The sequence below is a fragment of the Shimwellia blattae DSM 4481 = NBRC 105725 genome (assembly GCF_000262305.1).
GTDB lineage: Bacteria > Pseudomonadota > Gammaproteobacteria > Enterobacterales > Enterobacteriaceae > Shimwellia > Shimwellia blattae.
In genome coordinates, this window is record NC_017910.1 from 1342315 (window position 1) to 1364271 (window position 21957).

A 21957-nucleotide genomic window follows, 5' to 3' on the forward strand; every position below is an offset into this window, starting at 1 on the left:
GCGCGCGTTAACTATCAAATAGGGTGAATTATGACCTCTGCAACAGAGCTTGAAGAGTTCGGGCGCTGGTGGGCCACGGAAGGGGACTGGGTTGAAGAGCCGAATCAGCGTCGCGGCGGAATGAGTGGCGTGCAGCGCACGCAGTATCAGGGCAAGACCGTGTATGTGAAACGTATGACGCACCACCTGTTTCACTCCCTGCGCTATCCCTTCGGGCGCCCGACTATCGTGCGTGAAATTGACGTTATCCGCGATCTGGAAAAAGCCGGTGTGATCGTGCCGAAAATTGTCTACGGCAAGGCGATGAAAATCGACGGTGAATGGCGCGCACTGCTGGTCACCGAGGATATGGACGGGTTTATCAGCATTGCCGACTGGTATGAACAGCACGCCAGAACCCCGTTTCCGGAGCCGATCCGCGAAAGTATGCTGCGGGCGGTGGCCGTGGCGTTTAAAGGTATGCACAGCGTCAACCGCCAGCACGGTTGCTGCTATGTCCGCCATATCTATGTGCGTACCGACGGTAAAGAGCAGGCCGGGTTCCTTGATCTCGAAAAAAGCCGCCGCCGCCTGTGCCGCGAGAAAGCCATCAGCCACGATTTCCGCCAGCTGGAAAAATACCTTGATCCCATCCCGCGCGAGGACTGGGAAAAGGTAAAAGCCTACTACCGCACCCTGTGATCCCGGGCGGCCCGGCGCGTTAAGGCAGCGGGCCCTGGTGGATTACGGGCGGGCGAGTGCCTGCGCTATGTGCTGTAGTGACTGGCGCTGGCGGCCTTCACCATCGAAATTATCCGGGCTCAGCCAGGCCATAAATGCCTGGTTGCGCCCGGGCCATTCCTTGTCGATTATCGAAAACCAGCTGGTGTCCCGGGTGCGGCCTTTGTAGACCAGCGCCTGGCGAAACAGCCCCTCAGCGTGAAAGCCCAGCCGGGTGGCCGCATGGCGGGAGGGCTGGTTGAGGCTGTCACATTTCCATTCGTAACGCCGGTAGCCGAGCGTGTCGAAAACGTAGCGCATCAGCAGCCAGTGCGCTTCGGTTGCCATGCGGGTGCGTTGCAGGGCCGGTGAAAAATGAACGTGGCCCACTTCGACAATGCCGTTTTGCTGGTCGATGCGCATTAACGAAAATGTCCCCACCGGCTGCCCTGTATCCCGGGCGATAATCGTATAAAAGACCGGATCATGGCTGGTGGCCATCTGCCCGGCCAGGGTCTGGTACTCCGCTTCTGAGGCCGGTGGCTGCTGGAAAAGCCACGTCCAGCTGCGGGGATCGGCCGCCTGCTGGTAGGCCCGGTACAGGGCACTGGCGTGCCCGGTGCTGAACGGCACCACCCGGCAATAGCGGCCTTCAAGGGTGACAGCCCCCGGGCGCGGGCGCGGCTGCCAGTCCGGCAGGGGATCGCCAACCGGCTGTCCCCACTGGTTTAACTGTGGCATGAAGAACTCCTTACGTCATAATGAGGCCCCCAGACTAGCCAGATTGCTGGCCGGTAAAAAGTGCCATATAGTGCCAGTATGATGGTGCCACGAGCCTGCAGTTATGAACCTTCCTGAACAGCAATTGATCCAGTTATTAGACCAGCCGCCACTGCGCGGGAGTGATGATACGCTCCACCGCACGCTCTACCTGCGCCTCAAGCAGGCGATCGTCGCCGGGCAACTGAAGGCCCACAGTAGCCTGCCCGGGGCGCGGCGCCTGGCGGCGGCCCTCGGGGTGTCGCGCAATACGCTGGAAACCGCACTGGAGCAACTGGTGGTGGAGGGGTATTTATGCCGGGACCGCCAGGGCTCCCGGGTGCTGGCACTGCCCCGGGCCGCACCGCCTGCGCCGGACAGCCGCGTGACCCTTGCCCGGCTGGCCGGGCGGATGCAGGCCCTGGCGGGATACCCGGCCCGGGGGGAGACGCCGCTGCTTTTGCAGCCCGGTTGCCCGTCGCTCCATGATTTTCCGCTTAACCACTGGCAGCGCTGCCGCCGTCACGCCCTGCAAAAGCAGGGTATGGAGGCGCTGGCCTACGGGCCGCCACTCGGGGAGCGGGTGCTGCGGGCGGCGGTGGCGCGCCATTTGTCGTTGTCCCGGGCGGTGCCCTGTGCGCCGGAGCAGGTGGTTATCACCCAGGGGAGCCGCCAGGCGCTGGATATCTGCGTGCAGCTGCTGACAAACCCGGGGGATATCGCCTGGGTTGAAAACCCCGGCTACCTCAGTGCCCAGGTGGCGTTCCGGACGGGCAACCTGACGCTGGTGCCGGTGGCGGTGGATGAAGAGGGCATTCTCCCGACACCGGGCCAGTGGCGCGATACCCCGCCCCGGCTTATCTATACTACGCCGTCTCACCAGTATCCGCTGGGCTGCGTGATGAGCGCCGCCCGGCGCCTGGCGCTGCTGGATAACGCCAGCCGCAACCAGAGCTGGATCATTGAGGATGACTACGACAGCGAGTTTCGCCACAGCGGGGATCCGGTGGCGGCCATGCAGGGCATGATGGCGCAGCCGCCGGTGATTTACATGGGCACGTTCAGCAAAACCCTGTTTCCGTCGCTGGGGATCGGGTTTATGGTGCTGCCGCCACAGCTGATGCCGGCGGTGGCGTGGTTAAAGCCGCTGCTGCGCGGCGGGGACCGGCTGGCACAGCTGACGCTGGCTGAGTTTATTGAACGGGGGTACTACAGCCGCCATCTCGGTGCCATGCGTCGCCAGTACAGTGAGCGCCAGCAGCAACTGCGCCAGCTGCTGGCGGCGGAGATCCCGGTGGCACACCGCATCTCCGGGGGGAGCGGGGGGATGCATCTGACGCTGCTCCTGCCCCAGGGGTGTGATGACGTTGCGCTGGTGCAACAACTGCACGCGGTGGGGGCTGGCCCGGCGGCGCTTTCGCGCTTTTACCTGCCGGGGAGCGCGGTGCAGCCGGGCCTGGTGATAGGTTATGGTAACGGGCCGTTTTCCCGGCTGGAGGGGGCTGTCCGCCAGCTGGCGCGCCTGCTCCGGGCCGGTTAAGGCTCAGATCCCGATTTCGATATCGCCCCGTGCCCGGCAGCAGCAGGGCAGGATCTCGCCGGGCTGAATAAACGCCAGCGGCTCGGTGAGCCACTCGACCTCGCCAGAGACCAGGCGGGTGCGGCAGGCGCCACAGTAGCCGGAGCGGCACTGATACTCCACCTGCACATTGCGCGACTCAAGCGCTGCCAGCAGAGAAGGGTGCTCCTCTGGCTGGCAGATAAGCTCTGCGCCGCTAAGACATAATGTGATGCGATGTTTCATTGGCTTACAGCTGGAAGTTACTCAGATCGTCAGTGTCGATTTCCGCATCGATCTGGCCTACCAGGTAGGAGCTCACTTCCACTTCCTGCGGTGCAACCTGGACGTTGTCCGACACCAGCCAGGCGTTGATCCAGGGGATCGGGTTGGAGCGGGTCTGGAACGGCAGATCAAGCCCCACCGCCTGCATGCGGATATTGGTGATGTACTCCACATACTGGCAGAGAATATCTTTGTTCAGGCCAATCATGGAGCCGTCGCGGAACAGGTAGTCTGCCCACTCTTTTTCCTGCTGGGCCGCCATCACGAACAGGTCATAGCACTGCTGCTGGCATTCGGCGGCAATTTCGGCCATTTCCGGATCGTCCTGGCCGGAGCGCATTAAATTCAGCATATGCTGGGTGCCGGTCAGGTGCAGGGCTTCGTCGCGGGCGATAAGTTTGATGATTTTGGCGTTGCCCTCCATCAGTTCGCGCTCGGCAAAGGCAAAAGAGCAGGCGAAGCTGACATAAAAGCGGATGGCTTCCAGGGCGTTAACGCTCATCAGGCACAGGTAGAGCTGCTTTTTCAGGGCGCGCAGGCTGACGGTCACGGTTTTGCCGTTTACCGTGTGGGTGCCTTCCCCCAGTAAGTGCCAGTAGCTGGTCATTTCGATAAGCGAATCATAGTAGGTCGAAATGTCTTTGGCGCGCTTGAGGATCTCTTCGTTGGTGACGATATCGTCAAACACGATGGCCGGATCATTAACGATATTGCGAATGATATGGGTGTAAGAGCGGGAGTGGATAGTTTCTGAGAATGCCCAGGTCTCGACCCAGGTTTCCAGCTCAGGGATGGAGATCAGCGGTAACAGCGCCACGTTCGGGCTGCGCCCCTGAATGGAGTCCAGCAGGGTCTGGTATTTCAGGTTGCTGAGGAAAATGTGTTTTTCGTGCTCAGGCAGCGCCTGGAAATCGATACGGTCCCGGGAGACATCCACTTCTTCCGGACGCCAGAAGAAGGAGAGCTGCTTTTCAATCAGCTTTTCGAAAATGTCATATTTCTGCTGGTCGTAACGGGCCACGTTAACCGGCTGACCAAAGAACATAGGTTCCTGTAGCGGGTCATTTTTCGTCTGTGAAAAGGTGGTGTAAGACATGAATTAAGATCCTGTTCGCCAGGGGGCTTCCCCTGGCCGAATAAAGCGGCCGCCAGGGGCGGCCCGGTTAATCAGATTTTGCATGCGCCGCTTTCGCAGCCGTCGTCCTGGATGGAGGGCACCAGGTCATCCTGGTTATCTTCGGCCCCATCACGCGTGTTCTGATAGTAAAGGGTTTTGACCCCGAATTTATAGGCGGTGAGCAAATCTTTGAGCAGTTGCTGCATCGGCACCTTGCCGGACGGGAAACGTGCCGGATCGTAGTTGGTGTTAGCCGAAATAGCCTGGTCGATAAACTTCTGCATAATGCCCACCAGCTGCAGGTAGCCGTCGTTGCTACCCATATCCCACAGCAGTTCATACTGGTCTTTGAGCTGCTCGTAGTCCGGCACCACCTGGCGCAGGATCCCGTCTTTTGAGGCTTTAATACTGATATGGCCGCGCGGTGGTTCAATACCGTTAGTGGCGTTTGAGATCTGGGATGAGGTCTCAGACGGCATCAGGGCGGAGAGGGTAGAGTTGCGCAGACCATGGGTTTTAATGGATTCACGCAGGGCTTCCCAGTCGTAATGCAGCGGCTCCTGGCAGATGTTATCGAGATCTTTTTTGTAGCTGTCGATGGGCAGCACGCCTTTGGCGTAGGTGGTTTCGTTAAACCACGGGCAGGCCCCTTGCTCTTTCGCCAGCTCGTTAGAGGCTTTCAGCAGGTAATACTGAATGGCTTCAAAGGCTTTGTGGGTCAGATTATTGGCGCTGCCGTCTGAGTAGCGCACCCCGTGTTTTGCCAGGTAGTAGGCGAAGTTAATCACCCCTATCCCCAGGGTACGGCGGCCCATGGCACCGCGTCGGGCGGCCGGGATCGGGTAGTCCTGGTAGTCCAGCAGGGCATCCAGGGCGCGTACTGCCAGGGTGGCCAGCTCTTCCAGCTCATCAAGGCTGCTGATGGCGCCAAGGTTGAACGCAGACAGCGTACACAGGGCGATTTCGCCGCTCTCGTCGTTGACATCTTCCAGCGGTTTGGTGGGCAGGGCGATTTCCAGGCACAGGTTGGACTGGCGCACCGGGGCGATGGCCGGGTCAAACGGGCTGTGGGTATTGCAGTGATCCACGTTCTGGATGTAGATACGCCCGGTCGAGGCGCGCTCCTGCATCATCAGTGAAAACAGCTCAGCGGCTTTAACGCGCTGTTTGCGGATGCTGTCGTCCTGCTCATAGCGGGTATACAGGCGCTCAAACTCATCCTGATCGGCAAAGAACGCATCATACAGCCCCGGAACGTCTGACGGGCTGAACAGGGTAATATCGCCGCCTTTCAGCAGCCGGGTATACATCAGTTTGTTGATCTGCACCCCGTAGTCCATATGGCGCACGCGGTTGCCTTCAACACCCCGGTTGTTCTTCAGCACCAGCAGGCTTTCCACTTCCAGGTGCCACATCGGGTAGAACAGCGTTGCGGCCCCACCGCGTACCCCCCCCTGAGAGCAGGATTTTACTGCCGTCTGGAAGTGTTTGTAGAACGGAATACACCCGGTGTGGAAGGCTTCCCCGCCGCGAATCGGGCTGCCCAGGGCACGGATACGCCCGGCGTTAATACCGATACCGGCACGCTGGGAGACATATTTCACAATGGCGCTGGAGGTGGCGTTAATGGAGTCCAGACTGTCGCCGCACTCAATCAGCACGCAGGAGCTGAACTGACGGGTTGGCGTGCGCACCCCGGACATGATCGGCGTGGGCAGCGAAATCTTAAAGGTGGAGACCGCGTCATAGAAGCGTTTTACGTAATCAAGACGGGTTTCGCGCGGGTAGCCGGAGAACAGGCACGCGGCCACCAGCATATACAGGAACTGGGCGCTTTCGTAGATTTCACCGGTGACCCGGTTCTGGGCCAGGTATTTACCTTCCAGCTGTTTTACCGCCGCGTAAGAGAAGTTCATATCGCGCCAGTGGTCGATAAAACTGTCCATCTGCTGGAACTCTTCTTCCGTGTAGTCCTCCAGCAGATGTTTGTCATATTTCCCCATTTCAACCATTTTGACGACATGATCGAACAGTTTCGGGGGTTCAAACTGACCATAGGCTTTTTTACGCAGGTGGAAGATGGCCAGGCGCGCCGCCATGTACTGGTAGTCCGGCGCCTCGCGGGAGATAAGATCCGCCGCGGCTTTGATAATCGTCTCGTGAATGTCAGACGTTCTGATACCGTCATAAAACTGAATATGTGAACGCAGCTCAACCTGAGAGACGGAAACGTTGTGTAAACCTTCCGCTGCCCAGTCCAGTACGCGGTGGATCTTATCCAGATTGATGCGCTCGGTGGCTCCGTTGCGCTTAGTCACCATCAGACTCTGATTCATACCAATTATACCTGTCCGTGAATTACCGGTGAAAATGAAATACCCGCCGTATCCTCCAAACCGATGTTGTGGATAAGGCTGGGGATAAATACTATATATAGGGGGTGTGCTTTACGATTAACGCTATATGGTGAGTTATTCTAGTCGGGATTCTTTTCAGTACAAGGCTTGCATTCGGGGTTAATTTAAGGTTGCGGCAGGTAAAAAAAGAGTAAGTCCGCATCCCGTAAGGGCTGGAGGAAAGTCAATAAGAGGGAATTTTTTTATGAAAATTGATCGAGTGCTGATTTCTTCAACGACATGGTGAAAAGCGCGACTTGATGTCGCGCAATTTTCAGGACAGAGGTCGTACCTCACGCGGGCATTTTGTGCTGTGTGTGCAACATATAGTTAACGTCCACCCCGGGGCCGAGGCTGAAATGGTCGGTCAGCGGGTTGTAATGCAGGCCGGTGATGTGGCGCTCCTGCAACTGGCCGGTGGCGTCTACCCAGCCCAGCAGCTCGGCTGGTTTAATAAACTTTTTAATATCGTGGGTGCCTTTGGGCACCATGCGCAGCACATACTCCGCGCCGACCACGGCCATCAGCCAGGCTTTGCCGTTGCGGTTAATGGTCGAGAAAAAGACATGGCCGCCGGGTTTTACCAGCCTGGCGCAGGCGCGGACCACCGAGGCGGGATCGGGCACATGCTCCAGCATCTCCATACAGGTCACCACGTCATACTCGCCGCTGTGCTGTGCGGCGTGCTCTTCGACTGTCTGCTGGATATATTCAACCGCCATGCCGCTTTCCAGCGCGTGCAGGCGGGCGACCAGCAGCGGCTCCGCCCCCATATCCAGCCCGGTCACATTCGCCCCTTCCCGGGCCATGCTCTCAGCCAGGATGCCCCCGCCGCAGCCCACATCGAGGACTTTTTTGCCGAATAACCCGCCGCTGCGGCTGTTGATATAGCCCAGGCGCAAAGGGTTGATACGGTGTAACGGTTTGAATTCACCTTCCATATCCCACCAGCGCGATGCCACGGCTTCAAATTTGGCAATTTCGGCCTGGTCAACGTTTTGCGGGGTCTGCGGATGCTCGGTGTTCATTCGGGATAGTGCTCCTTGATTCATGGCCGTGGGACGGACACTGTTGCTGATGGGTATACCGGCACTATGTTGCAACATTGTGGGCGCGATTGCACCTGCCGCGCGCGGGTTATCGCCCGTTGTGGACAACACCGGGAAAAAGCGCGGAGAAAGGGGCCGGGAAACGCTATCAGGTTTACCGCTCCTTTGGCGGTTGTGTTATAATTTGCGACCTTTGAATCCGGGACACTATAGAGGGATAGCGGTTACATGAGCGACCTTGCCAGAGAAATAACACCGGTCAACATTGAGGAAGAGCTGAAAAGCTCGTATCTGGATTATGCTATGTCGGTTATTGTCGGCCGTGCATTGCCAGATGTCCGAGATGGACTGAAACCGGTACACCGTCGCGTATTATACGCCATGAACGTGTTGGGCAACGACTGGAACAAAGCCTACAAAAAATCCGCCCGTGTCGTTGGCGACGTCATCGGTAAATACCACCCCCATGGTGATTCCGCCGTTTACGATACCATTGTGCGTATGGCGCAGCCTTTTTCTCTGCGCTACATGCTGGTAGATGGCCAGGGTAACTTTGGTTCCATTGACGGTGACTCCGCGGCAGCAATGCGTTATACGGAAATCCGTATGGCGAAGATTGCCCATGAGCTGATGGCCGATCTGGAAAAAGAGACCGTAGACTTCGTTGACAACTACGACGGCACGGAAAAAATCCCCGACGTTATGCCAACCAAGATCCCTAACCTGCTGGTTAACGGCTCTTCCGGTATCGCGGTGGGTATGGCGACCAATATTCCGCCCCACAACCTGAGCGAAGTGATCAACGGGTGCCTGGCCTATATCGATGATGAGTCCATCAGCATCGAAGGGCTGATGGAGCACATCCCGGGGCCAGACTTCCCGACCGCCGCCATTATTAATGGCCGCCGTGGTATTGAAGAGGCTTACCGGACTGGTCGCGGCAAAATCTATATCCGCGCCCGCGCGGAAGTGGAAACCGACGCCAAAACCGGCCGCGAAACGATCATCGTGCATGAAATTCCGTATCAGGTGAACAAAGCGCGCCTGATCGAAAAAATCGCCGAGCTGGTGAAAGACAAGCGCGTTGAGGGCATCAGCGCCCTGCGCGATGAGTCTGACAAAGACGGGATGCGCATTGTTATTGAGATTAAACGCGACGCAGTAGGCGAAGTGGTGCTCAATAACCTGTACTCCCAGACCCAGATGCAGGTTTCCTTCGGTATCAATATGGTGGCCCTGTATCACGGCCAGCCGAAGATCCTCAATCTTAAAGAAATTATCGAAGCGTTCGTGCGCCACCGCCGTGAAGTGGTGACCCGCCGTACTATCTTCGAACTGCGCAAAGCCCGGGACCGGGCGCACATCCTTGAAGCCCTGGCCGTTGCGCTGGCCAATATCGACCCGATTATCGAGCTTATCCGCAACGCGCCGACCCCGGCAGAAGCCAAAGCCGGGCTGGTTGCCCGCCCGTGGGATCTGGGTAATGTGGCGGCCATGCTGGAAAGCGCCGGTGACGACGCGGCCCGCCCGGAATGGCTGGAGCCCCAGTACGGTATCCGCGACGGTCAGTATTATCTGACCGAGCAGCAGGCTCAGGCTATCCTTGATCTGCGCCTGCAGAAGCTGACCGGCCTTGAGCATGAAAAGCTGCTTGATGAATACAAAGAGCTGCTGCTCCAGATTGCGGAACTGCTGCATATCCTCGGCAGCGCTGAGCGCCTGATGGAAGTTATCCGCGAAGAGCTGGTGCTGATTCGCGATCAGTTCGGCGATGTGCGCCGCACCGAAATTACAGCCAACAGCGCCGATATTAATATCGAAGATCTGATTAATCAGGAAGATGTGGTGGTGACCCTGTCTCACCAGGGGTATGTCAAATACCAGCCGCTGTCTGATTATGAAGCCCAGCGCCGTGGTGGTAAGGGTAAATCGGCTGCCCGCATTAAAGAAGAAGACTTTATCGACCGTCTGCTGGTGGCAAACACCCACGATACGATCCTGTGCTTCTCCAGCCGCGGGCGTCTGTACTGGATGAAAGTTTACCAGCTGCCGGAAGCCAGCCGTGGCGCCCGTGGGCGTCCGATTGTCAACCTGCTGCCGCTGGAGCAGGACGAACGCATTACCGCCATTCTGCCGGTACGCGAATACGAAGAAGGCGTGAACGTCTTTATGGCGACCGCCAGCGGCACCGTGAAGAAAACCGCGCTTACCGAGTTCAGCCGTCCGCGCTCTGCGGGGATTATCGCGGTTAACCTGAACGAGGGCGATGAGCTTATCGGCGTGGATCTGACCTGTGGCTCTGACGAGGTCATGCTGTTCTCTGCCGCCGGTAAAGTGGTGCGCTTTAAAGAGGACGCCGTGCGTGCCATGGGTCGTACCGCCACCGGGGTGCGCGGTATTAAGCTGGCCGATGGCGACAGCGTGGTATCGCTGATTATTCCGCGTGGTGAAGGCTCAATTCTGACGGTGACCCAGAACGGTTACGGTAAACGTACTGCGGCCCAGGAATACCCCACCAAATCCCGCGCCACCCAGGGGGTTATCTCCATTAAGGTGACCGAGCGCAACGGGAATGTTGTCGGGGCGGTACAGGTTGATGACGCCGACCAGATAATGATGATTACCGACGCGGGCACGCTGGTGCGCACCCGGGTTTCTGAGGTGAGCATTGTGGGCCGTAACACCCAGGGTGTGATTCTTATCCGTACTGCGGAAGATGAGCACGTGGTGGGTCTGCAGCGCGTGGCCGAGCCGGTAGACGACGAAGAGCTGGACAGCATCGACGGTAGCGTTGCCGAAGGGGAGGAGGATATCGCCCCGGAAGTGGACGGCGACGACGATGTTGCGGACGAAACGGACGAATAATCCGATTTACGCTGTATACAGAGGGCCGGTTATCCGGCCCTTTTTTTGGCTTGTGGTCTGGCGTACAGGCCAGAGCCCGGCGCGATGAGCGTTCTTTTGCCATTGCGACAGGGGCCATTTACCGTTACCTTATCGCTATTGCGCTAAATTCCTCACTGCCTGCGGTACTACCTTGAAATATTTCGTCTCTTTCCGCTCCACCCTCAAAGTCTCCCGCTATTTATTCCGGGCGCTGGCGCTGACGATCTGGTTACTGATTGCCATCTTCACCGCGCTGTTTATTACCCGGGCGCTGCATGAGAAAGAAGCCGGGATACACCAGGCATTTAACCTGAATTTTGACCAGGCCCAGCGCTATATCCAGCGCACAACCGATGTGCTCAAAGAGCTGCAGTATGTGGCGGATAACCGTAATGAGGCCACAGGCAACACCCTGGCCCTGAACGGCAGCCAGCTGGACCTGCCGGATTTTAACCCGCTACTTAACGATGCGGATTGCTCAACCGCCGCAGAAAAATGGCAGACACCGCTACAGTCGCTGGCCCTGTTTTTGCGCTACTGGCGGGATAATTACGCCGCCAGTTATGATCTGAACCGGGTCTTTATGATAGGGGATGATAACCGGTGTATTGCGGATTTCGGGCTGCGTAACCTGCCCCTGGACCGGGAAAAAGCCATCAAAGCGCTGTATGAGCGTATTGCCCGGGGGGGCAGTTCGGCGCCGGATCTTAACAACAATATTTACTGGATAAGCCCCGGCCCGCGCCCGGGTGTGGGCTATTTTTACTCCCTGGCGCCTGTTTACCAGAGTGATCAGCGCCAGGGATTCCTCGGCGTGGAGCAGACCCTGCGGCTGGAAAGCCTCTACACCCCGGGTGTATTACCGGTTCAGGTCACCCTGCTGGATGAAAATGGCCGTCCGCTGCTCTCTACCGAAAAGAACGCCGAATCGCTGCGCCAGGAGACCCTGTGGGAGAGTGACAGCCTGCGCTTTGGCTATACGGACGGTTACCGCAATCTGGTGCTGCACAAAAACCTGCCGCCGTCATCGCTGACGGTGGTCTATTCAGTGCCGGTCAGCGTACTGCTGGAGCAGCTGCGGGTGCTGATTATCAACGGCCTGCTGCTGAATATTCTCGCCGCCGGGGTGCTGTTCACCCTGTGCCGGATGTATGAAAAGCGGATTTTCCTGCCCGCCGAAAATGACGCCCAGCGCCTGGAAGAGCATGAGCAGTTCAACCGTAAAATTGTGGCGTCTGCCCCGGTGGGGATCTGCATTTTACGCACCCAGGACGGCACCAATATCCTCAGTAATGAGCTGGCCCACAACTACTTAAGTATGCTGACCCATGAGGATCGCCAGCGCCTGACCCAGATAATCAGCGGCCAGCAGGTGAATTTTGTGGATGTGCTGACCAGCAACAACACCAACCTGCAAATCAGCTTTGTCCACTCCCGCTACCGTAATGAGAACGTGGCGATTTGCGTGCTGGTGGATGTCAGCGCCCGCGTCAAAATGGAAGAGTCCCTCCAGGATATGGCCCAGGCGGCAGAGCAGGCCAGCCAGTCCAAATCCATGTTCCTGGCAACCGTCAGCCATGAGCTGCGCACGCCGCTGTACGGTATTATCGGCAACCTTGATCTGCTACAGACAAAAGCGCTGCCCAAAGGGGTGGATCGCCTGGTCACGGCGATGAATAACTCGTCGAGCCTGCTGCTGAAAATTATCAGCGATATTCTCGACTTCTCGAAAATAGAGTCCGAGCAGTTAAAAATCGAGCCGCGGCCGTTCTCCCCCCGGGAGGTCATGAACCATATTGTGGCGAACTACCACCCGCTGGTGGTGCGCAAACAGCTGGCCATGTACTGCTTTATTGATCCGGAGGTCCCGCTGCAGCTGGAAGGGGACCCGATGCGCTTACAGCAGGTTATCTCCAACCTGCTGAGCAACGCGATTAAATTTACCGACGTAGGCTGTATTATCCTGCGGGTGTCCGTGGTCGACGGCTATCTGACATTCGGGGTGCGGGATACGGGGGTCGGGATCCCGGACAAAGAAGTGCTGCGCCTGTTTGATCCGTTCTTCCAGGTGGGGACCGGTGTGCAGCGTAATTTCCAGGGCACCGGGCTGGGGCTGGCTATCTGCGAGAAACTTATCAATATGATGGACGGCGATATTGCCGTGGAGAGCGAGCCCGGCATGGGCAGCCAGTTTACCATCCGTATTCCGCTGTGGCAGGCCCAACTCTCTGCGGCCGAGCCTATTGCCGGGTTGCAGGGCAAACACTGCTGGCTGGATATCCACAATGGCGCCCTGCGCGAGGCACTGGGGCGGCTGCTGACCCTGAGCGGGATGCGCTATAGCCAGGTGACTGAGGAGGCGGCACCGCAGCCGGGCAATGACGAGGTGCTGATAACCGATCGCCAGGCGCCTGAGGCGTGGGGCGGTCTGGGGGTGATTGTTTTCTGCCGTCGCCACATTGGTGCCCCGGTGGCGCAGTCCCCGGGTGTGTGGCTGCACAGCCTGGCGCTGGCGCATGATGTGATGAGCCTGCTGGGGCGGATGTACCGGGTGGATGTGCCCTCCACCAGCGGGGAGGCGGAGCTACCGGCGGTGGTGAACGCGCCGGAGTGCAACGACGATATGATGATTCTGGTGGTGGATGACCACCCGATCAACCGCCGTTTGCTGGCGGATCAGCTGGGCTCTCTCGGGTATCAGTGTAAGACTGCCCAGGACGGGGTTGATGCCCTGAATGTGCTGAGTAAAAACCATATCGATATTGTGCTTAGCGATGTCAACATGCCGAATATGGACGGCTATCGCCTGACCCAGCGCATCCGCCAGCTGGGGCTGACCCTGCCGGTTATCGGGGTGACCGCCAACGCGCTGGCAGAAGAGCGCCAGCGTTGTCTGGCCTCGGGGATGGACAGTTGCCTGTCGAAGCCGGTAACCCTGGATGTTATCAAAAAGACCCTGAGCGCGTTTGCCGCACAGGTGCGTAAGGGGCGGGAAAGCTAGTGCGCAGGTGCCCCGGGTGGGGCACCTGGTGAGGATTACTCTTTGTCGGAGGCCGGAAGGCTGACCGAGGAGAGGTAGTTCAGCAGGGCGATGTCGTTATCCACACCCAGCTTCATCATGGCCGATTTTTTCTGGCTACTGATGGTCTTAATACTGCGGTTCAGTTTGCGGGCAATCTCGGTGACCAGGAAGCCTTCGGCAAACAGGCGCAGCACTTCGCTCTCTTTTGGTGACAGGCGCTTGTCGCCATAGCCACCGGCGCTGATTTTCTCCAGCAGGCGCGAAACGCTTTCCGGGGTGAACTTTTTCCCTTTTTGCAGTGCCGCCAGCGCTTTAGGCAGATCGGTCGGCGCCCCCTGTTTCAGAACGATCCCTTCGATGTCCAGCTCCAGCACCGCGCTGAGGATGGCCGGGTTATTGTTCATGGTCAGAACAATGATTGAGATATCCGGGAAGTGGCGCTTGATGTATTTGATAAGCGTAATACCGTCGCCGTATTTGTCCCCTGGCATGGAGAGATCGGTAATCAGTACATGGGCGTCAAGTTTGGGAAGGTTATTGATGAGCGCAGTGGAATCTTCGAACTCACCGACGACGTTAACCCACTCGATTTGTTCTAGTGATTTACGAATGCCGAATAAAACAATCGGATGATCATCGGCAATAATTACGTTCATATTGTTCATGTTATAGGCTACCTTGCTATAGCAAGCGTTTGACATAACCGTCAATGTCGCTGATGTATTTTTCTATGGCCGGAGCATCTTTCTCGCGGATGTGCTGCTCCAGCGTTTCACATAACTGTTTACCAGGGTGCAGGTTTAACATTGCAAATACCCCTTTCAGACGATGTGCGGTTTGTGCCAGGGCAGCATGATCGCTACTCGCTGCTTCATTATACAGCCTCCCGACATCCTCCGGTACCGTATCGGCAAACAGAGCGTAATACCCGCTGGCATGAAGTTGTGTACTTTCGTCGCTACCGGATACCGTTTCTACCTGAATATCCTCAGAGAGTTGCGCTTCAATCAGCTGCAACACTGCTTCCTGAACGGCAGAACTTATATTAAAGTTTGCGCAGAATTTCCCTTCACCTATTTTGCGCATTCCGGGCTCATCATCGCTTAAAAGCACACCGCTGGCTGTAAGATTAGACGGATTATCTGTTAAAAAAACATCAAATTCTTGACTTGCCAGCCGTTCATCCGGCGTGATGCAGCTCGCCCCCCAGCTTTCCAGCAGGCGGGTGACAATATGGCGCACTTCGTTTGCCGTCACATCCACCATGGCGATAACATCGTCCAGCAGTTTTTCCTGCTCATCGCCGGTCTCTTCTTCGGCCTGTGGCGCCTCTACGGGCATGTTTACGTGCAGGGTGTAGCGGGTGCCCAGCTGATCCCGGGATTTAATATTCAGATGCCCCCCCAGTTTACGTGCCAGCTGGTTGCACAGGTAGAATGTCAGGCCGTTCGCCTGCTGCTGCTCGTCGCTTGAGGTGGGGCTGAAGAACGGAAAGTGCAGGTTATCTATTTCGTCGTTATTGATACCGTTGCCGGTGTCGATAATGCGGAATGTCAGGCGCTCGGGGGATGAGGCATCCTGGTCGATCTCCAGAGTGATTTTCCCAATCCGGGTGGTGACCAGCGCGTAGTGGATAAGCATCAGCAGGATGGTGCGCAGCGCCTCGCGATCGCCGTGGCGCGCAGCCCCCGCCGCCAGATGGTTATTCACCAGCAACTGCAACCCTTTGCGGCGAATCGCCGGTAATACCTCCGGAACCACTTCATCAACCAGCGCCTGCAGGGTAAAGCGCTGAACTTCGCCTTCCCAGGCGTCGGCTTCCAGCGCGTTGAGCAACTGGATCTCCTGAACCAGGCGGATGATATTTTCCGCCGTGCTGACCAGTGCGCTGCCGCTTTCGCCAGACAGCTGGCTGGCCTGGTTGGCAAGACGCAGGGTCGGGGCTTTTAGCGCCTCGCCAATGTGCTCCATAAACGAGGCGCGCCCGGCCTGGTTTTTCTCATACAGGCGCTGGGCCTGCTTCAGTTTTTTATTCACCAGAACTTCTTTGTCCTGATCGCGAATAACAAAAATTTGCGTGCGCGGCGCTATCTGGCTGCGGTACTGGCGAATCTCATAGAGCTCATTATTGATGGTGGCCTGAATCACCCCCTGGTGCTGATCCGCAAGGCTTGCGATATTTTGCAGGTTCAGGTGGGGCAGCAGGTGATCGGCAATCTTATTACTGATAACGGTGCGGTTGGCGTCCAGATCGTGAACCAGCAGCCCGAGGGGCAACTGGGCGACTATCTCTTCATTCAGCGCCCGCAGGGTCTGAAGCTCGCCCTGGCCGGGGGCCACCGGGGTTGCCACCGGTCGGGCCTGGGGATGACGAAAACGGATATAACCGTACATGGCCATCATCAGCAGCAGAATATTCAGCAGCAGGGGCAGGGCAATGCTCTGGAGCGACTGGCTCAGCAACATGCCGGTGGGCACCTGCCAGACCAGGCGCAGCTGGCTGTTGTTCACCGGCGAGGCGATATCTATCCGGGTGCCATTAAAGCTGACGGTCACGCTCCCGGTGCTTTTCCGCTCGCCGCTGGCCACCGGATCAAGGCGGATGCTGTTAAGGGGCATATCCGGGGCTATCAGGTCGTTGACTGGCAGATCAAAGGCGACCACGGTGGCCAGGTGGCCGGGCTGGTTGAAAGTGGTGCGCAGGGTAAAGTAATAGCTGTTCTGCCAGCTGGACTGGCGCAGGGCAGAGAAACTCTCCCGTTCATCCAGCACGTTTGCCTGCTGCAGCATTTCGGCCCGCCGTAAATCCACCATATTCTCAACGCCGGACTCTTTAAACCCGGCGGTCAGGTCTTTTAGCGGCAGGGTGGAGATCATGATCATGCTGTTATCCTGGCCGTTCAGGTAGTACATCGACCAGGGGATGTTTTCCGCCCCCCACAGGGCGTCCAGATACCCTGAAATGCGCTGGGCCATTTCCAGGGTGTCACTATCGTGGGAGCCAAAAATCAGCGCTTCTGTTTTGCGACGCGGTTTTTCCAGGTAGTAGACATCCTGGCGCAGGCGGGTCTCCTGTAGCCCGTTATTCTGGTCACTTCCCTGGGCTGCGGCGATATTGTCGTAAATCTGCCAGGTGGTGTAGCGCCAGGTTTCGATACGTTTTTCCAGCAGATGGCTGATGTCTGCCACCTGATAGCTTTTATTCTTCAGCCACCCGGTCACCGCGCTTTGTACCAGAACCCCCATGGCGATCAGCAGCATGATCACCAGCAACAGGAAAAAGCGGGTGATACTCCCCGGCATAAGAGAAAACTTGCTGAAAAAGCTGCTGTCTGCCTTGCTCATGATGGCTGTGTAACCTGTTTAATGGCGGTCCTGGACACACTGTGGACCGCTAAGCATACCGGTAAATAGCCTTCCCGTCATCGTTCCCGGCCCGGATAACCCCGCAGCGTACCGGTAATTAATTCCGTGAGATAAAGATCACACGGCGAAACAAAAATAGTTGCCATCGGAAAATAAATTTTTCTTATATTTAGCGCGAAATGAACATCGCTCAAAAAATATACCCTGAAACGATTAAAATTTAATCTTGATAATAACGCGAGGAGGCTGAATATTAACCATTCCCGGGTGATGGCCTGTGAAAATAGATAATATAACTCTTTGGATTTTATTGTTTTTGTAATTTATCAGGCGGGGTTGTTGCGTGGCGAATATCAGGCTAATAATCATTTAGTGTGGTTATCACGTAATGAAATCACCAGAATCAACCAGGATAATGATGACAGGGATCGCATAAACGGCTAAAAACCCAACGGGGTTTTACCATTTGGTGCGATTGGCTTGATTTTTGTTAATACTATGAAAGTTATAGAAAATGATTTTTTTATTGACGCATAGTGCTGTTATGTTTGGCAAAGCGTGCGGCTAAAAGTTCCCTGAAATACATATTTTGTTACATTTGCGGCGCTGCATGAAACAACTAAAAAGTTTTAGTATCCTAATCCAGTTGGATTGCACTGATGTTGTTTTACACAATAAATCCGCCGGCTGGTTATAGGGTGTAACCAGTACGCAGTGGCATATATAAAAAAGGCATATAACAGAGGGTATAACATGAAAGTTAAAGTCCTGTCCCTGTTGGTACCGGCTCTGCTGGTTGCTGGCACCGCGAATGCGGCAGAAATCTATAATAAAGACGGAAATAAATTAGATCTCTACGGTAAAGTTGTTGGTCTGCACTACTTCTCTGATGATGACGGTGCTGATGGCGACCAGTCTTATGTCCGCCTCGGGTTTAAAGGTGAAACTCAGATCAGCGATCAGCTGACCGGTTACGGCCAGTGGGAATACAACCTCCAGGCAAACAACACTGAAGATACCTCTGACCAGGCATGGACCCGTCTGGGCTTCGCCGGTCTGAAATTTGGTGACGCGGGCTCTTTTGACTACGGCCGTAACTACGGTGTGGTTTATGACGTGACCTCCTGGACCGACGTTCTGCCGGAATTCGGCGGCGACACTTACGGTTCTGACAACTTCCTGCAGCAGCGTGGTAATGGTCTGGCGACCTACCGCGTGACTGACTTCTTCGGCCTGGTTGACGGCCTGAACGTTGCCCTGCAGTACCAGGGTAAAAACGGCAGCGTAAGTGGCGAAGGCGCGACTAACAACGGCCGTAAGTGGAGCAAGCAGAATGGCGACGGCTTTGGCGGCGCTATCACTTATGACATCATCGACGGCTTCTCCGCCGGTGCTGCGGTTGCCAGCTCCAAACGTACTGACGATCAGAACGTTGATCGCCTGATGGGTAATGGCGACAAAGCCACCACCTATACCGGCGGCCTGAAATATGACGCGTACAACGTCTACCTGGCAGCACAGTACACCCAGACTTATAACGCAACCCGCATCGGCAGCCTGGGCTTTGCGAACAAAGCACAGAACTTCGAAGTGGTTGCTCAGTACCAGTTCGACTTCGGTCTGCGTCCGTCTGTGGCTTACCTGCAGTCTAAAGGTAAGGACCTGGGTCACGGCTGGAACGACGAAGATATCCTGAAATATGTTGATGTGGGCGCGACCTACTACTTCAACAAAAACATGTCCACCTATGTTGATTACAAAATCAACCTGCTGGACAAAAACAGCTTCACCCGCGCAGCCGGTATCTCTACCGACGATATCGTAGCACTGGGCCTGGTTTACCAGTTCTGATTTGCTGCTACAGCGTAAAGAAGGGGCCTGAAAGGGCCCCTTTTTTATCTGTTTTTCCGCAATAACCTGATAATCCCCCCGGCCTGGCAGACAATTTTCGTATATGCTTGCCCGGCTGTTTTTTGAGGATAATACAACATGGAACTGACGCTGATACGGGCCGGTCTGGTTGCCGGGTTACTGCTCCTGACCGGTTGCGATACAAAAAATGCCCCGCCAGAGGAAAAGACCACCTCAGTGGTGCTGGAGGGGAAAACCATGGGCACCTACTGGCGGGCGAGCCTTGCCGGGGTAGACAGTGCCCGGGCAGAGACGCTGCGCCATAAGATCCAGTCTCAGCTGGACGGGGATGACCAGCTGATGTCCACCTGGAAGCCGGACTCCGCCCTGTCGCGCTTTAACCAGTCGCGCAGTACCGCGCCCTGGCCGGTAGATGAAGCCTTAAGCGATATTGTGACCGAAGCCCTGCGCGTGGGGGCGAAAACCTACGGCGCAATGGACATTACCGTGGGGCCACTGGTGAATCTGTGGGGGTTCGGGCCGGATAAACAGCCGGTAAAAACGCCGGATGCCAGCCAGATAGCCCGGGCGAAAGCGCAAACCGGCCTGAAACATTTAACGGTGATCAATAAAGCCGGGCAGCAGTGGCTGCAAAAAGATATTCCCGGGCTGTATGTGGATCTCTCGACCGTCGGGGAAGGGTATGCCGCCGATCATCTGGCGCGCCTGATGGAGCGGGAAGGGGTCAGCCGCTATCTGGTATCGGTTGGCGGGGCGGTGGTCACCCGGGGAACCAACGGGGAGGGCAACCCCTGGCGGGTGGCTATTCAGAAGCCGACCGACCAGGAAAATGCCGTACAGGCGGTGGTTGATCTTAATGGTCACGGCATCAGCACCTCCGGCAGCTATCGCAACTATTATGAGCTGGATGGCAAACGTATTTCGCACGTTATCGATCCGGTGAGCGGGGCGCCCATTCAGCATAAACTGGTGTCGGTCACGGTGATTGCACCCAGCGCGCTGGAGGCAGACGCCTGGGATACTGGTCTGATGGTGCTTGGTACCGAAAAAGCGCAGCAGGTCGCCCGGGAGCAGCAACTGGCCGTCTATATGATAACCCGCCAGGAGCAGGGGTTCGCGGTCTGGATGTCGCCGCAGTTTAAAACCTTTTTACTGAGCGGACAGAATTAAAAAGCAGGATCACGGGCGTTTTCACCAGCCGGTTGTGGCACCGTGTTCCTGAACTTCTCAGGAGCACAGCGATGAACGCCACTTTATACAGCACTGAACAGGCCCGCCGGGAGGCGGTGATGCAGCGGGACAGCAAGGCGGATGGCCAGTTTGTTTTTGCGGTCATCACCACCGGTATTTTCTGCCGCCCGTCGTGCCGCTCCCGCCACCCGCTGCCACACAATATGCGCTTTTTTGCCGATGCCGCATCCGCACTGGCTGCGGGTTTTCGCCCCTGTAAGCGCTGCAACCCCGCAGGGGAGAGCCGCCAGCAGCAACAGGCGGCCCAGATAGCCCGGGCCTGTGAGCGGCTGGACCACAGCGAGCAGCCCCTGACGGTTGCCGCCCTGGCGGCGGAATGCGCCATGAGCCAGGCACACTTTCAGCGCCTGTTTAAACAGATAACCGGGCTGACCCCCCACGGCTGGTATCGCGCCCGGCGCGCCGGGCGCCTGCGGGAAGCGCTCCGCCAGGGGGAGCCGGTGACCCGGGCAATCTACCAGGCGGGGTTTGGTTCGGCCAGCGGCTACTACCAGCAGGCAAACAGCGCCCTGGGGATGACCGGCCGTCACTACCGGCAGCAGGGGGCCGCACAACAGATTGAGTATGCCTTCGGCCACTCAGTGCTTGGGGAGATTCTGGTGGCCGCCACAAAACGGGGCGTGTGCGCGCTTTTCCCGGGAGAAGACCAGACACAGCTGTACCAGCAACTGGTGGCCCAGTTCCCCCGGGCGGTGCTGCAACCGGCGGATCCGCAGGGGCCGCTGGCAACCCGGCTGGCAGAGATCCTGGCGTTTACGGCGCGCCAGCGCGCGGATTTCCCGCTGCCCCTTGATGTGCAGGGCAGCGCATTTCAGCTACAGGTCTGGCAGGCATTGCAGACGATCCCGGCAGGCGAGACCGCCAGTTATCAGGACATTGCCCGAAAAATTGGCCGCCCCCGTGCGGTGCGGGCAGTGGCTGGCGCCTGTGCGGCAAACCGGCTGGCGCTGGTTATTCCCTGCCACCGGGTGGTGCGCGCTAACGGTGCGCTCTCGGGGTATCGCTGGGGAAGCGAGCTAAAACACCAGCTACTGGCGCGTGAGGCACAGGAAAGTCGTCAAAAAAATGCGCCGTAAAAGCGGCGCACAATAAGACATCCAGCAGTCAGGTAAAGAGCACTTCGGGTAAGATCAGCGGGCGGGCAGAACCGTGGCAATGGCCTGCAGGGCACATTTTTCATCAAACTCCGGCCCGCCCATACCGGCAACGCCGAGGGCACCAATCACCTGCTGCTGGTAGCTGACCGGCACACCGCCGCCGAGCAGCAGCAGATCCCCGACCGTGTTCAGGTTAGTGGTGTCCGGGGTGGCCCGGGCATTTTTTGCCAGTTGCAGGGTGGCGGTTTTGGTTGAGAGCGCCGTATAGGCTTTGCGCTGGGCGGCCTGGGTATTGTGGGGGCCAACATTGTCGCCACGCAGAATAACCACCGGGTTGCCGCCGCGATCAACCACCGCGACCACCCCGTTTTTACCCAGTTTGCGGCACTGCTCCAGGGTCTCTTTCGCAAGGCTTGTTGCCAGCTCAATATTCATATCGTGTGTTGTGGAGGGGGTTACCGCCGTCGCGATACCCGGTAACAGGCATAAAAATAATAATGAGAGCGGATATTTCATTGTATTTTCCATCAGGCTGCGAGCCATAAGTATTTAGCATGCCGGAGTGGACCAAATATGAGCCGCGCCCCGGCACGCTAAATG

Annotated in this window: 15 protein-coding genes; 7 read left to right on the top strand and 8 right to left on the bottom strand. The window is 57.2% G+C overall.

Features of this window, described 5'->3' with window-relative positions; translation table 11 throughout:
* The first annotated feature begins 30 nt into the window (after positions 1–30).
* Entirely contained in the window at positions 31–681 is a 651-nt protein-coding gene (gene inaA / locus EBL_RS06225; protein ID WP_002439811.1) for a lipopolysaccharide kinase InaA, read from the top strand.
* Between the two features lie 42 nt (positions 682–723).
* On the opposite strand, the gene EBL_RS06230 is transcribed toward inaA, so the two are convergent.
* Positions 724–1440: a GNAT family N-acetyltransferase gene (locus EBL_RS06230; protein WP_002439812.1), complete on the bottom strand. Its 717-nt coding sequence runs from the start codon at positions 1438–1440 to the stop codon at positions 724–726.
* Positions 1441–1543: 103 nt separating this feature from the next.
* Between EBL_RS06230 and pdxR the strand changes: the two genes are divergently transcribed.
* Complete coding sequence (gene pdxR, locus EBL_RS06235; protein WP_002439813.1) at positions 1544–2998, top strand: MocR-like pyridoxine biosynthesis transcription factor PdxR; 1455 nt, start codon at positions 1544–1546, stop codon at positions 2996–2998.
* Positions 2999–3001: 3 nt separating this feature from the next.
* Here the strand turns inward: pdxR and yfaE are convergent, their stop codons facing one another.
* From yfaE to ubiG, 4 genes are all read right to left on the bottom strand, one after another.
* On the bottom strand, positions 3002–3262 hold the full coding sequence (yfaE, locus tag EBL_RS06240; RefSeq protein ID WP_002439814.1) for a class I ribonucleotide reductase maintenance protein YfaE: 261 nt from the start codon (positions 3260–3262) through the stop codon (positions 3002–3004).
* A gap of 4 nt (positions 3263–3266) precedes the next feature.
* Entirely contained in the window at positions 3267–4397 is a 1131-nt protein-coding gene (nrdB, locus tag EBL_RS06245) for a class Ia ribonucleoside-diphosphate reductase subunit beta (RefSeq protein ID WP_002439815.1), read from the bottom strand.
* Positions 4398–4468: 71 nt separating this feature from the next.
* On the bottom strand, positions 4469–6754 hold the full coding sequence (nrdA, locus tag EBL_RS06250) for a class 1a ribonucleoside-diphosphate reductase subunit alpha (RefSeq protein ID WP_002439816.1): 2286 nt from the start codon (positions 6752–6754) through the stop codon (positions 4469–4471).
* 353 nt (positions 6755–7107) lie between these two features.
* Positions 7108–7842, bottom strand: a complete 735-nt coding sequence (ubiG, locus tag EBL_RS06255; RefSeq protein WP_002439817.1) for a bifunctional 2-polyprenyl-6-hydroxyphenol methylase/3-demethylubiquinol 3-O-methyltransferase UbiG — start codon at positions 7840–7842, stop codon at positions 7108–7110.
* A gap of 249 nt (positions 7843–8091) precedes the next feature.
* Between ubiG and gyrA the strand changes: the two genes are divergently transcribed.
* A complete protein-coding gene (gene gyrA / locus EBL_RS06260; protein ID WP_002439818.1) occupies positions 8092–10728 on the top strand; it encodes a DNA topoisomerase (ATP-hydrolyzing) subunit A in 2637 nt (878 codons plus the stop codon).
* A 172-nt stretch (positions 10729–10900) separates the two neighbouring features.
* Positions 10901–13750: a two-component system sensor histidine kinase RcsC gene (rcsC, locus tag EBL_RS06265; RefSeq protein WP_002439819.1), complete on the top strand. Its 2850-nt coding sequence runs from the start codon at positions 10901–10903 to the stop codon at positions 13748–13750.
* A gap of 35 nt (positions 13751–13785) precedes the next feature.
* Here the strand turns inward: rcsC and rcsB are convergent, their stop codons facing one another.
* Both rcsB and rcsD read right to left on the bottom strand, forming a co-directional pair.
* A complete protein-coding gene (gene rcsB / locus EBL_RS06270) occupies positions 13786–14436 on the bottom strand; it encodes a response regulator transcription factor RcsB (RefSeq protein ID WP_002439820.1) in 651 nt (216 codons plus the stop codon).
* A gap of 16 nt (positions 14437–14452) precedes the next feature.
* On the bottom strand, positions 14453–17116 hold the full coding sequence (rcsD, locus tag EBL_RS06275) for a phosphotransferase RcsD (protein WP_002439821.1): 2664 nt from the start codon (positions 17114–17116) through the stop codon (positions 14453–14455).
* A 774-nt stretch (positions 17117–17890) separates the two neighbouring features.
* On the opposite strand from rcsD, the gene EBL_RS06280 reads away from it, so the two are divergent.
* The 3 genes from EBL_RS06280 (at position 17891) to ada (ending at position 21336) form a co-directional block, all read left to right on the top strand.
* Positions 17891–18988 carry a porin OmpC gene (locus tag EBL_RS06280; protein WP_002439822.1) on the top strand — a complete coding sequence of 366 codons (1098 nt, stop codon included), beginning with the start codon at positions 17891–17893 and terminating at the stop codon, positions 18986–18988.
* A 138-nt stretch (positions 18989–19126) separates the two neighbouring features.
* Positions 19127–20179 carry an FAD:protein FMN transferase ApbE gene (gene apbE / locus EBL_RS06285; RefSeq protein ID WP_002439823.1) on the top strand — a complete coding sequence of 351 codons (1053 nt, stop codon included), beginning with the start codon at positions 19127–19129 and terminating at the stop codon, positions 20177–20179.
* 71 nt (positions 20180–20250) lie between these two features.
* Positions 20251–21336 (top strand): bifunctional DNA-binding transcriptional regulator/O6-methylguanine-DNA methyltransferase Ada, encoded by a 1086-nt coding sequence (gene ada, locus EBL_RS06290; RefSeq protein ID WP_002439824.1) that lies wholly within the window; start codon positions 20251–20253, stop codon positions 21334–21336.
* Positions 21337–21390: 54 nt separating this feature from the next.
* Here ada and EBL_RS06295 read toward each other — a convergent pair whose 3' ends face one another.
* Positions 21391–21873 (bottom strand): GlcG/HbpS family heme-binding protein, encoded by a 483-nt coding sequence (locus EBL_RS06295; RefSeq protein ID WP_002439825.1) that lies wholly within the window; start codon positions 21871–21873, stop codon positions 21391–21393.
* Positions 21874–21957 lie beyond the last annotated feature (84 nt).